The sequence below is a fragment of the Bacillus sp. 7705b genome, from assembly GCF_002289525.1.
GTDB classification, from domain to species: domain Bacteria; phylum Bacillota; class Bacilli; order Bacillales; family Bacillaceae; genus Bacillus; species Bacillus halotolerans.
Genome location: NZ_NSDH01000014.1, coordinates 18,170 through 30,540 on the forward strand (window position 1 = coordinate 18,170; position 12,371 = coordinate 30,540).

Genomic DNA, 12,371 nt, shown 5'->3' on the forward strand with positions numbered 1-12,371 from the left:
AAATCGTATGCAAATTCAACGGAGATGTCAACGTTTTCGATGGCTTCGTCAGAAATTAGACACACTTCAGAAGGCCGGCGCTTTAATAGCACCAGCCTTTTGGTTTATGCCTCTTGCATTAAATGGTCAACAACCTTATGTTCATTTTCATTCAGCAAATTCTTTTGGATTTTCGAATGAACGGGTTTGTTCATATGCTGATCGAGGATGTCAGCCGTTTCTTTATCACCGGCAATGATCATCCGCTCCCATTTTTTTGCCGCGGCCTTTTGGTCGAGGTTGGCCGCCAGCCGCTTGTACAGTCTCGTTTGATTCTCCGTTACATGATTCTTCAGCTGTTCCTCTTCTAATGAAGCCGATGTGGTTTTAGAAGACTGGCTGCTCTCCCATGATTCATTGATTACGTCATATTCATAATGTTCCACCGCTTCAATTTTGCCTAAAACGGTTTCTATAATTTTCACTTCATTTTGCTGCGTTAAAATAAAAGCCGTGCTTGGATACGTTTTGCGCAAATTCTCCAGCTGATCAAGTACAGCTGTCTCTTCCCAGTAAAATTTTGTTTCAACAGGAATTTGAAGCTTGATCGCTTCCCATATACCGCTATTCGAAACAAAAAACACGAGGCTGCGCGGCATGTTTTTTCCTATTCCGTTAAGGTGCTGATAGATTTTGTCCGTGATTGCATTCAGACACTTTTCTTCCTCCGGGTCACTTGCTGCCAGATATTCTTTTAATCTGCCGAACCCCGACTTAAGGGCAATTTTCCATTCTCCCCCTTGCTGCTCTGGATACCTCATATCTGTGTTGAGATATAATGAGAGAATTTTGTCCGGGGGTTCCAATTGGACATAACGCAATTTCTTAATCAATGAATCAATCGGCATTCATATTCCTCCTTTTGCAACGGGTTACTTTTCTTTTTCCTCTCTTAAAACCAATCAAACCTTCCTTGCACTAAATTCTAGCAATTATGGATTTATCATTTACAAACGCCTCTTCTATCTACTACAATTGGTTACTGTGTTTCTAACTATTTTTTGAAAGGGGTTTGATTTTGATTACCACTAAGGAAAAAAACCGCCAAGAGCTTGAAGAAGAGCTGAATCATTTAGAATTTCAAATTTATCGCATGCAGGAAAATATAAAGGATCTATCGAAAGATGCCAGAGTGCTTGGTATTGATCAATCGAAAGATGAAGATTGGATGATTGTTTCCTCGATTGATGATGGCCAAACATGCAAAATTATGCTCACAGATTGTGAAACAGCTTATAGAGGAAAAAGCTGCTTTTCACTTGTAGCATCCTATCAGGACGATGCCATTCATATTGGGGATATTAAAGGGCCTCCGAATTACGGCTTCGGTTCTATTTGTATGAAATATTTAAAAGATATTGCCAGAGACTGCAATATCCCGAAAGTTACCGGCGACATAGCCAAACGGGATTGGAATCATGTGGACAGACTCATTCATTTTTATGAAAAGCATCAATTTGAAGTATCCATTGACTACGATACACAATCAGGAAGCATTAAATGGACGGATTTCTAAAAAAGTCTGGAAGAATATGCCGAGATATGCTGTAATGGTGTAAAACTGTTTAGGAGGACCTGAAGTGTTTGCACCCAAACTGAAACCGGGAGACGAAATTCGAATCGTGTCTCCCGCCACCAGCATGTCCGTATTAACAAATGAAGCAAAGTTGCACGCAAAAACGACATTAGAACGATTGGGTTTTCGGGTGACCATTGCTGAACACGCAGAGGAGTTAAACGAATTCCAGTCATCCTCTATCGAATCAAGAGTAAGTGATCTGCACAGCGCCTTTTTTGATCCCGAAGTCAAAGCTATTTTAACAACACTCGGCGGATTCAACAGCAATCAGCTGCTGCGTTATCTTGATTACGAGAAAATCAAACAGAATCCAAAAATTCTTTGCGGCTATTCCGATATTACGGCTCTCGCCAATGCCATTTATCAAAAAACCGGTCTCGTTACATATTCAGGCCCCCACTTTTCTACGTTTGCAATGAAAAAAGGATTGGACTATATAAAAGATTATTTTCTGGCTTGCTGCGCTTCGGATGAAGCCTTTGAAATCCTGCCATCACAAGAGTGGAGTGATGACCAATGGTTTTCAGATCAAGAAAACAGGCACTTTTATCCCCATTCCGGTCCTATTGTGATCCAGGATGGCTATGCTGAAGGCACATTGATTGGCGGCAACCTGTGTACACTTAATTTGCTGCAGGGAACGGAGTATTTTCCGGAAACAGAAAATACAATTTTACTGATTGAGGATGATTATATGTCAGACGCAAACATGTTTGACCGCGATTTACAATCGCTCATCCACCTCCCTTCTTTTTCAAATGTAAAGGGGATATTGATCGGCAGGTTCCAAAAAGCATCAAACGTATCAATAGATCACGTAAAAGCGATAGTTGGTACAAAACAAGAATTATCCGGCCTCCCCGTCATCGCAAACATAAATGCCGGGCATACCTCTCCAATTGCCACGTTCCCTATAGGGGGAACATGCAGGATTGAAGCTGATTCGGGCAAATCACGAATATGGATCGACAAGCATTAAACAGCTTGTAAAATCTTTTTACAAGCTGTTTTCACATCTGCACGTCATCTCAGTCCACATGACAAATGTCATATATGATGTATGATGTGTGCTACTACAAAGACATCCTTCTCTTTCGTATACTTAAGCGAGACACACAATGAGAGGATCCTTTACTATGACTGAACCAACCCTTAAACACAAACAAAAACTGCTGACAAAGCAAGTCGCTGCTTTTGCTCAGCCCGAAACAAAAAACAGTCTGATTCAGCTTTTAAACACGTTTATCCCTTTCTTCGGACTTTGGTTTCTTGCTTATTTCAGCCTCAATGTCTCCTATCTTCTTACTTTAGCATTAACAGTGGTTGCCTCAGGGTTTTTGACAAGAATTTTCATTATCTTTCATGACTGCTGCCATCAATCATTTTTCAAACAAAAGCGCTATAACCATATTCTCGGTTTTCTGACAGGTGTTCTGACTTTATTCCCTTACCTTCAATGGCAGCACAGCCATTCGATTCATCACGCGACCAGCAGCAATCTGGATAAACGCGGAACAGGCGACATTTGGCTGTTAACGGTAAACGAATATAAAGCCGCACCTAGACGCACAAAACTTGCATACAGACTTTATAGAAATCCGTTTATCATGTTTATTCTCGGACCAATTTATGTTTTTCTGATCACCAACCGTTTTAACAAAAAAGGTGCAAGACGCAAGGAGCGTATGAACACGTACCTTACAAACCTGGCAATTGTGTCATTGGCTGCTGTTTGCTGTCTCATCTTTGGCTGGCAATCGTTTTTGCTCGTGCAAGGCCCTATCTTTCTGATCTCAGGTTCAATCGGCGTGTGGCTGTTTTATGTACAGCATACATTTGAAGACTCTTATTTTGAAGCAGATGAAAACTGGAGCTACGTTCAGGCCGCTGTGGAAGGCAGTTCATTTTATAAACTCCCGAAACTGCTTCAATGGCTGACAGGCAATATCGGTTACCACCACGTTCACCATTTGAGCCCAAAGGTGCCGAACTATAAGCTTGAAGTTGCTCATGAACATCACGAACCATTAAAAAACGTACCGACAATCACCTTAAAAACAAGCCTGCAATCACTCGCATTCCGTCTTTGGGATGAAGACAAAAAACAATTTGTGTCATTTCGGGATATCAAACAAATATCTTTCCGCCTTCCGCCTGATTCAACAGAAAAACAGAAGCTGCGGGAGAACGCCTGACAATTAGGAGGTCTTCTTATACAACAAGAAGACTTCCTTTTTATTGTTCGGTGGTGCAATCTGGCTTTTACAATGGTAAAGTTACATTTAAGATGAAAAGCTGAAAATGAGGTTATATCATGATCAAAAAGCATTTTACATTTCAAAAACTAAGCGGGATCACGCCTTATATATGGACGATATTTTTCATCCTGCCCTTCTACTTTATATTTAAATCATCTTCTACATTTGTTATTATCGTCGGAATTATTTTGACGCTTTTATTTTTTTCGGTTTATCGATTTGCTTTTGTCTCAAAAGGCTGGGCCATTTATTTGTGGGCGTTTCTGCTAATCGGCATTTCAACCGCCTCCATTACGCTGTTCAGTTATATTTATTTTGCTTTTTTTATTGCGTATTTTATTGGAAACATAAAAGAACGCGTCCCTTTCCACATTTTATATTACGTACATTTAATAAGCGCAGCTGTCGCAGCGAATTTCAGTCTTGTGTTAAAAAAAGAATTCTTTCTGACACAAATTCCTTTTGTAGTCATTACCCTCATCAGTGCAATTTTATTGCCGTTCAGTGTCAGAAGCCGCAAGGAGCGCGAACGGCTGGAAGAAAAACTTGAATTTGCAAATGAACGGATTGCCGATTTGGTAAAATTAGAAGAAAGGCAGCGGATTGCCCGCGATCTCCACGATACGCTTGGTCAAAAGCTTTCTCTTATCGGTTTAAAAAGCGATTTGGCGAGAAAATTAATATACAAAGATCCCGAACAAGCAGCGCGTGAGCTGAAAAGCGTTCAGCAAACAGCGAGAACTTCTTTAAATGAAGTAAGAAAAATCGTATCCTCTATGAAAGGCATCCGGCTCAAGGATGAAATCATAAATATCAAACAAATTCTCGAAGCTGCTGACATTACATTTATCTACGAAGTTGAGAAATTGCCCGAAAATATCTCATTGCTTAATGAAAATATTTTGAGCATGTGCTTAAAGGAAGCTGTCACAAATGTTGTGAAACACAGTCAGGCTAAAACATGCCGAGTTGATATTCAGGAGCTCTGGAAGGAAGTTGTTATTACAGTGTCTGACGATGGAACATTTCAAGGAAGAGACACGTGCTTTTCAAAAGGACATGGCTTACTCGGTATGAGAGAGCGTCTTGAATTTGCAAACGGGAGCCTTCACATCGACACCAAAAACGGAACCAAGCTTACCATGACGATTCCTAATAACTCAAAATAAACAAAAAGGATGGCTTACATGATTAGTATATTTATTGCGGAAGATCAGCAGATGCTGCTGGGCGCTTTAGGATCACTATTGAACTTAGAAGACGATATGAAAGTTGTCGGCAAAGGAACAACCGGACAGGATGCTGTCGAATTTGCAAAAAAACATCAGCCCGATGTATGCATTATGGACATTGAAATGCCCGGAAAGACAGGCCTTGAAGCTGCTGAGGAGTTAAAGGATACAGGCTGCAAAATTATTATCTTAACCACTTTTGCCCGCCCCGGCTACTTCCAGAGAGCCATTAAAGCCGGTGTTAAAGGCTATTTGTTGAAGGACAGTCCGAGTGAAGAGCTCGCGAGCGCCATCCGAAGCGTCATGAACGGAAAGCGTATCTACGCACCTGAGCTGATGGAGGATATGTATAGCGAGGCCAACCCTCTCACAGATAGAGAAAAAGAAGTGCTCGAACTTGTGGCTGACGGAAAAAACACAAAAGAAATCGCCCAAGAACTCAGCATTAAAAGCGGGACGGTGCGAAATTATATCTCTATGATTCTGGAAAAGCTTGAAGTGAAAAACCGTATAGAAGCCATTACGCGCTCAAAGGAAAAAGGCTGGTTTAAGTAAAAGAGGATCTTGGCATATGTCCAAGATCCTCTTTTGTTCATCTGCTACTTCCCACGCTGAAACAGGAGATATGTTGCCGCTCCAAGAATGAAAATAACACATCAGCCGTTCATTGTTCATGGCATATCATCCACCTCTTGATGATAGCTGTATAGCTCTATGGCGCGTATAAAACAAATGGTGCGATGACATGGATACAATCCCGAGGGCTTGAACAAAAATGCGCCCTGATTTGACAATTTCACCTTCACCATCATCTGGCTTGAACATTGGCTTGTATATATTTAATGTAAACAAGGTAACTGTACTGTTTAAAGCCCCACTGAAAGAGCTTAAGAACAACCTGAATAAAATAGCGGCAAAAACACCAGTAAGCGACGCTGGCAATAAGTCGACGATCAGTCGAGGGTATACAGTGCCAGCATTTCTATTCCGAAGCCATACAAATGAAAAGGCAGTCACTCCCGGAACAACTATATAATACACTCCGATCAGTTTAAAAACCTGCTAAAAAAAGCCCCATTCTGTCCTTCAGCTGAATGTTTAGCGCCTAACGCACGCTGAACAAATTGCATGGTTCATAAAACAGGTGATTCACTAATAAGCCTGTTAAAATCGTGTGCCGGGATACATCTGCCGAATTACGAATATCGATTGATTGGGTTTTTCAATTATGTAATGCAGTCAGCCTTGCAATTCCGCTCCCAAAGCTGCCATCTTCTACTGCAAGAACACCGAGAACCACAATAAAAAAAACCGCCTAAAATTAAACCAATTCCGTATATCACATCTGCTAAAAGCAGCTGCTATCAGCCCGCCAAAAAAATGTAGCAGTCGTTATGCAATAATGAAGGAAATCAGCTAAACCGCCATGAACGTGCTGATGCCAAACGTCTCCGTAAAGCGGAAGACAAGAGCCTTGAATACAGCACTGTTGCTGGAATGAAACAGCATAACCTATGATCAAATCGCTGCTCCAAAAAATCAGGTATCGCCATGACTCCTGTTTTTAAGTAACGCGGGCGGCGCACTTGCTTCCCAAGACATGCTGTCATAGAGCCCGCGTAGCTTTGTCCATTAATCAAAGTAACAGCACACCTTCTGCAAAGACAGTAGATGACAGGAGCGTTTACCTTCTATTCATCGAAATCAGAAGGAGCACAATTTTTCTTTTATCAGCATATTATGTTTTACGTCTCTAAAAAACAAAAAAAGGACACGAGCTTAGAGCTACATGTCCTTTATCTTCATCTATTCTATTAATTTAACACTTTTACACTTACTGTTCTGACGCCCCAATTATGTGCATCACTTTTGTTTGGTACAAATACGTCAATTTTATTTCCTTTTATTGCGCCGCCAGTGTCTGCTGCTGTTGCTTCTCCATAACCTTCAACATAGACTTTAGAACCTAGCGGAATCACGTTTGGATCAACCGCAATAACTTTAGCATTCGGGTTCTTGTTTAAGTCGATGCCTGTTGCTGTAACGCCGGAAATGCCGCCGTCGTTAGCAGAGTAAGCAGTAGCAGTAACAGTTAGTTCTTTTGCCGCTTCTTGTTGATTTGTATTAGATTCAACAGCCTTTTCTTCTGTTTTAACAGAAGTTTCTGCTGCAGCCTTTGTTTCTTGTTTTGGTTGCTGTTGAACAGCTTCTTGTTTAGGTTGCTCTTTTTGCACAGCCTCTTGTTTTGTTTCAGTTTGAGGTGCGCTTGTTTGCGCATTCTCAGTCACTGTGTTTGTTGCTGTTGCCTGACCTTTTACTGAAAGTGCAGATCCAGCATAGATCATGTCAGAGCTTAAGTTATTCCAAACTTTCAGGTTGTTAACTGTCGTACCGAATTTTTGAGCAATCTTAGAAAGCGTATCTCCCGCTTTAATTGTATATTGCCCAGAAGTGGTTGTTTCTTCTGAAGAAATGGTCAGTTTTTCTCCCGCAATGATTGTATCAGAAGTTAACTTGTTCCATTCTTTTAGGTCCTTTAGGTTCACTCCGTTTTTCTGAGAGATCCCCCAGAGCGTATCACCCTTTTGCACCGTGATTTCTTTTGCAGAAGCGTGAGCTCCGAATGCAGTTGTTGAAAGTGCTGCAACTGCTACAAAGGACATAATCGTCTTCTTCATAAGTAAATCCTCCCTTGTTAGCTTTTTATTGGCGGCTAACAGGTGATATCGTAACACATGTAAATGTCAAATCAATAACAAAAAGATATGATTTAGATTACAGTTCCTTTACATGAAGGATTTCTCTCCGTTGGAAAGTCTTACTGAACCCTTGATATAATAGGCTTTTCAAGTCTTTTAAGTTCGGGTCAAAAAAAAGAAAAGAAAATGTGTTTTTCAAAGAAAAAAAGGTTGATTTATGCTTTTTTTGAGTCTGTCACCTGTACATAAGCTTGTATTTCTTCTAAAAAAAGCCGGCCATATTTTGCTCTTTTTTGTTCTCCGACTCCTTTTATAGACAAAAGTTCCTCATCATTTACAGGCTGTTTTCCTGACATATCTTTCAGCGTCTGATCAGAAAAAACGACAAAAGGTGGAACACCCTGCTCCGCCGCAATTTGCTTGCGTAAGGTGCGCAGCCGTTCAAATAGCTCGTCATTTTCCGTAATGGCTTCTGCTTTTAATGCTTCTTTTCTCGCTACCGATAATTCGCCTCTCAGCACATTTCTCCCTTTGCCGCTTACAAAAAGAGTCGGAAATGTTCCATCTGACATCCTAATAAAGTCGTCAGCGATCAGAAATTCAATGAAGTCGCTGATTTCACCAACTGATTGGTGCTTTAATATTCCGTATGTTGAAAGGCTGCTAAAGCCGTTTTCGAGCACTTTTTTATTTTTTGATCCAGCGAGCACCTGGGCAACCATCGTCTTCCCAAAACGTTCATTCATGCGAATGATACACGATAAGACCATCTGCGCTTCTCTCGTCACGTCATGGGCTGTTCTTGTATCTGTGCAGTTTCCGCACTGTCCGCAGGCTTCAGCCTCCTTTTCTCCGAAATACATCAGAATAAATCGCTGCAGACAATCTTCCGTATGGCAGTAGTCAACCATTTGCCGCAGTTTTTTCAAGTCCTGCTTTTGCTTCTCTTCATTTTCCGATTGCTCGATTAAAAAGCGCTGCACCATAATATCCTGCGGAGAAAATAAAAGCACACATTCACTGTCGAGGCCATCCCGGCCAGCTCGTCCCGCCTCCTGATAGTAGCTTTCCATATCTTTCGGGATTTGTGCATGAAGAACAAACCTGATATTTGATTTATCGATGCCCATGCCGAAAGCAGATGTGGCAACCATGACCTGCATCTCATCGTTCAGAAACCTTTCCTGCTGTTCTTTTCTGACTTCGTCCTGTAAGCCCCCGTGATACCGCCCTGCGCTGACCTGATTTCGTTTTAATCGCTCATATATCCGATCTGCTTCTTTTCTTGTCGCGGTATAGATAATGCCTGCTTCATGTTTGTTTCTTTTTACATACTCTTCAATAAAACGATCTTTGTTTTCCCCTTTTGCAACTTTTAAAGTCAGATTATCACGGGAGAAACCGGTATACACCGTGTTTTCTTTTTGAATATGCAGCTGGCTGCATATATCATCATGCACCTCAGGTGTTGCTGTTGCCGTTAATGCCATGATGACGGGTTTGTCATTTAACTCACGAAACAGAATTTCAATGTTTCTGTAGCTTGGCCTGAAATCATGGCCCCATTGAGAAATACAGTGCGCTTCATCTATTGCTACTAAAGGAACGTCAATGCTTTGCAAAATACGAATAAATTCTGTTGACGTTAACCGCTCTGGTGTAATGTAAAAAAGCTTATAAGCTCCTTCTTTCAGCCCGTTCAGCCTTTCATATATCTCTTGATTGGTTTGCGTGCTGTTGATGTAAGCAGCTCTGATTCCCGCTTCTTCAAGAGCATCAACCTGATCCTTCATTAATGATATTAACGGCGAAATGACAATCGTTGTTCCTTCAAACATCAGTGCCGGAATTTGATAGCAAATTGATTTCCCCCCGCCCGTCGGCATGATGCAGGCCGTGTTTTGTCTCGCTTCTGTCACCGAACGGATGGCTTCCTCCTGCCCTCTGCGCAGCTTTTCATAGCCGAAATAATGCGACAAAAGAGATTGGGCTTTATGTAACATAACGTGTAACCCTCGCTTTTCCTTCAATTTCTCCCATCATATCACAAAAAATAACCCTGCATTTCTTCTCGGATGGAAATTGAATTTTCGATATAAAAATCCTTTTTCAGATAAAATAAAAAGCCATTTCCATAAAGGAAATGGCTTTCGCTACATCTTGCCGTATGCAAGTAAGAAAGTTTTAAACCACCACTCCTCAAAGTGGGTGTTTGCAGAAACGTTCCTGTCGTCCTCTACAATGGAGGCATGACATTCCGGCTTCGATATAAAACTCCCTATTACAGCTTAAAGGTTAAAACTTAATTAACAATACGTACAAAGTAGCTTCTTTTATATAGTACACCATCGGACATATTTTATCAAGGGGTAGATCAATTGTTCAGAAAAACTTTTTTCCGTCCGTAAAACTGTTTTTTCGCTAATATATCTAATGATTCGACAAACAAAAAATATATTACAATAAAAAACGGCGCTTTTTAACGGCAAGAAGTCATCACTTTCTTCTATATAATATGTACACGCAAAAAAACTCCTATCTCACGGATAGGAGTCTTCATTCATTAAAATTTAACAGCAAGCTCTTTCGCTTCTTGTAAACCTTTTTCAACAATTTCTTGTGCTTTATCAGGCGCTGCGTTATGTCCCTCGATGACAACTGTGTGCAAGTCTTGAACACCCCAGAAACCAAGAACTGTTTTCATGAAGTTTAATGACATTTCTAGTGAAGCCATTGGCCCTTCTGAATAAACGCCGCCGCGCGCGTTAAGAAGTGCAACTTTTTTGCCGCCCATTAAACCAACTGGTCCTTCTTGTGTGTATTTGAATGTAACGCCTGCGCGAGACAGGTAATCCACATAAGTATGAAGCACTGCTGGCACTGTGAAGTTCCAAAGCGGGAATGCGAACACCACTTTATCAGCTTTTACAAATTGGTTCAGATATTTGTCAGCTATTGCAGCTTGTTTTTTCTCTTCCTCAGTCATTTCCATACCTTGACCTGCTTTAAATGTTCCATTAATCATATCTCTTCCAAGGTAAGGAAGGTTTTCTTTATGAAGATCTAATTCAATCACTTCATCATTAGGGTTGTTTTCTTTATATGCAGTTAGAAATGCTTCGTATAGTTTAACTGAAACACCTTCTTCAGCTGTACGGTCACTTGATTTTACAAATAAAACTGTAGACATTTGTATTCCTCCCGGTAAACTTTTTATATTAACTTACAAATAGTATGTTACTTTCTTTTTTATGCAAAGTCAATCACTTTATTTCGAATATGAGATTTTTTTCATAAAAAAAAAAAGCAAGTACACTTCATATCGGTGTACTTGCTTGCCATTTTCAGTTTGAATCCTGCTCACGGTCTAAAATCTCATACGTTTGAGAGCTTTTTTGATCAATTGTTTCTTTATTAGATAGATCTTTGACCTGTTCATGAAACTCCCTTTCGAATGACGGAGCATCCGTTTCCAAATCGTCCTCTACATCAGCTTGGGCTTCCACTGTCATTCTTGCGTACGGAACAGCTTCCAATCTTTCGTACGGAATGTCTTGACCTGTTTTTTCACAAATGCCGTACGTTCCGTCTTTTATCTTTTGTAAAGCCTGATTAACCTCCTCCAAAAGTTCCCGGTCTATTTCTTTTACCGTTTGGTCTGTCATGCGGTCTGTTACAAGCGTTCCGTGGTCAGCCATATGGTTATCGACCCCATTAGACAGCTCTCCTACTTCTTCAGTCATTGATTGTGTTTTCTTTTTTTCGCCAGACAATTCTTTTTGCATATCAAGCAATTTATGGTAGAGATGCTGAGTTTGTTCTTTAGTCAATGCCATGTGTATCCTCTCCTTTTTTTCTCTGTTCCCATTTTTTAATACTGACAAACCAAAAAAGCGTTTTTATGGCACAAAAAAAGCCAAACCATTCTTTGGAGACGGCTGGCCTCAGTCAGTTTTATTCAGCTGCATAAATACTTTGTCAGCACCGCTTGCACTTCGCTTAAATCGGTATCTTTCGCAAATTCTAATTCAAAGGTTTTGCTTCTTGTCATTAATAAAAGTCCAGTATCGGGATCAAACATTCCCGCTTCTTGAATGGCAAAGCTTTCAATCGTTTTATATGGAAGAAATACACGAACCTTCTTTTTAGAAAACACCTTATTATCAAAGAAAATGATACGTTTGTTTGTAAAGCAAATTTGGTCAACCCGGAGCTTATAAATCGATTCTATTCTTTCCCCTTCAACGAGCAAAGCTTCAAGCTTCTTTGCGTCAGTTGATCTGCTAACAGAAAAAATACCCAATGAAGAACCCCTCTTTCTGCATTTATCTATTTTTCTTATGACGAGATTATTAAATAAAATAAGTCCTTTATCCCTATATAAGAATACGACATAGAAGACATTTAAACCATTACGAACAGATTACATTTTTCAAATTTTTGATTTGTTTCTTGTCTTTTGAATTGTTGTCATCATGTAGTACGCACCAAAAGAGAAAAAAGTTTCATTTTCCGTAAATATTTTTTGAAAAATGAGTTTTTTAATGTTTCTTTTGTGTATCTG

General features: G+C 40.3%; 12 protein-coding genes and 1 other RNA gene. 5 read left to right on the forward strand and 8 right to left on the reverse strand.

Features of this window, described 5'->3' with window-relative positions; all coding sequences use genetic code 11:
* Positions 1-104: 104 nt before the first annotated feature.
* The gene (locus CJU60_RS04520) at positions 105-887 is read right to left on the reverse strand and encodes a VLRF1 family aeRF1-type release factor (RefSeq protein ID WP_095713092.1); all 783 of its coding nucleotides are present in this window, start codon (positions 885-887) and stop codon (positions 105-107) included.
* 170 nt (positions 888-1,057) lie between these two features.
* Between CJU60_RS04520 and CJU60_RS04525 the strand changes: the two genes are divergently transcribed.
* From CJU60_RS04525 to desR, 5 genes are all read left to right on the forward strand, one after another.
* Entirely contained in the window at positions 1,058-1,555 is a 498-nt protein-coding gene (locus CJU60_RS04525) for a hypothetical protein (protein WP_024121710.1), read from the forward strand.
* A 64-nt stretch (positions 1,556-1,619) separates the two neighbouring features.
* A complete protein-coding gene (locus tag CJU60_RS04530) occupies positions 1,620-2,597 on the forward strand; it encodes a S66 family peptidase (protein ID WP_095713093.1) in 978 nt (325 codons plus the stop codon).
* 157 nt (positions 2,598-2,754) lie between these two features.
* Positions 2,755-3,813 (forward strand): Delta(5) desaturase DesA, encoded by a 1,059-nt coding sequence (gene desA, locus CJU60_RS04535; protein WP_095713094.1) that lies wholly within the window; start codon positions 2,755-2,757, stop codon positions 3,811-3,813.
* A gap of 119 nt (positions 3,814-3,932) precedes the next feature.
* Positions 3,933-5,045, forward strand: coding sequence for a two-component sensor histidine kinase DesK (gene desK / locus CJU60_RS04540; RefSeq protein WP_024121713.1), 1,113 nt, complete (start codon positions 3,933-3,935; stop codon positions 5,043-5,045).
* Between the two features lie 18 nt (positions 5,046-5,063).
* Complete coding sequence (gene desR / locus CJU60_RS04545; protein WP_010334571.1) at positions 5,064-5,663, forward strand: two-component system response regulator DesR; 600 nt, start codon at positions 5,064-5,066, stop codon at positions 5,661-5,663.
* Positions 5,664-5,789: 126 nt separating this feature from the next.
* On the opposite strand, the gene CJU60_RS21745 is transcribed toward desR, so the two are convergent.
* From CJU60_RS21745 to CJU60_RS04580, 7 genes are all read right to left on the reverse strand, one after another.
* Complete coding sequence (locus CJU60_RS21745) at positions 5,790-6,149, reverse strand: sodium:solute symporter family transporter (RefSeq protein WP_369679545.1); 360 nt, start codon at positions 6,147-6,149, stop codon at positions 5,790-5,792.
* A gap of 773 nt (positions 6,150-6,922) precedes the next feature.
* Entirely contained in the window at positions 6,923-7,786 is an 864-nt protein-coding gene (locus tag CJU60_RS04555) for a LysM peptidoglycan-binding and 3D domain-containing protein (RefSeq protein WP_095713095.1), read from the reverse strand.
* Between the two features lie 236 nt (positions 7,787-8,022).
* Complete coding sequence (gene recQ / locus CJU60_RS04560) at positions 8,023-9,810, reverse strand: DNA helicase RecQ (protein ID WP_095713096.1); 1,788 nt, start codon at positions 9,808-9,810, stop codon at positions 8,023-8,025.
* A gap of 143 nt (positions 9,811-9,953) precedes the next feature.
* Positions 9,954-10,140: non-coding RNA, 6S RNA (gene ssrS, locus CJU60_RS04565), on the reverse strand.
* 230 nt (positions 10,141-10,370) lie between these two features.
* Positions 10,371-10,997 (reverse strand): FMN-dependent NADH-azoreductase AzoJ, encoded by a 627-nt coding sequence (gene azoJ / locus CJU60_RS04570; RefSeq protein WP_095713097.1) that lies wholly within the window; start codon positions 10,995-10,997, stop codon positions 10,371-10,373.
* Positions 10,998-11,151: 154 nt separating this feature from the next.
* Positions 11,152-11,643 carry a TraR/DksA family transcriptional regulator gene (locus CJU60_RS04575; protein WP_095713098.1) on the reverse strand — a complete coding sequence of 164 codons (492 nt, stop codon included), beginning with the start codon at positions 11,641-11,643 and terminating at the stop codon, positions 11,152-11,154.
* Positions 11,644-11,765: 122 nt separating this feature from the next.
* The gene (locus tag CJU60_RS04580; protein WP_024121720.1) at positions 11,766-12,110 is read right to left on the reverse strand and encodes a PH domain-containing protein; all 345 of its coding nucleotides are present in this window, start codon (positions 12,108-12,110) and stop codon (positions 11,766-11,768) included.
* Positions 12,111-12,371 lie beyond the last annotated feature (261 nt).

Excerpts from the sequence above, each read along its gene's own strand:
- desK (WP_024121713.1), top strand. The coding sequence starts at position 3,933 with ATGATCAAAAAGCATTTTACATTTCAAAAACTAAGCGGGATCACGCCT.
- azoJ (WP_095713097.1), bottom strand. The coding sequence starts at position 10,997 with ATGTCTACAGTTTTATTTGTAAAATCAAGTGACCGTACAGCTGAAGAA.
- CJU60_RS04555 (WP_095713095.1), bottom strand. The coding sequence starts at position 7,786 with ATGAAGAAGACGATTATGTCCTTTGTAGCAGTTGCAGCACTTTCAACA.
- desA (WP_095713094.1), top strand. The coding sequence starts at position 2,755 with ATGACTGAACCAACCCTTAAACACAAACAAAAACTGCTGACAAAGCAA.
- CJU60_RS04520 (WP_095713092.1), bottom strand. The coding sequence starts at position 887 with ATGCCGATTGATTCATTGATTAAGAAATTGCGTTATGTCCAATTGGAA.
- recQ (WP_095713096.1), bottom strand. The coding sequence starts at position 9,810 with ATGTTACATAAAGCCCAATCTCTTTTGTCGCATTATTTCGGCTATGAA.
- desR (WP_010334571.1), top strand. The coding sequence starts at position 5,064 with ATGATTAGTATATTTATTGCGGAAGATCAGCAGATGCTGCTGGGCGCT.
- CJU60_RS04575 (WP_095713098.1), bottom strand. The coding sequence starts at position 11,643 with ATGGCATTGACTAAAGAACAAACTCAGCATCTCTACCATAAATTGCTT.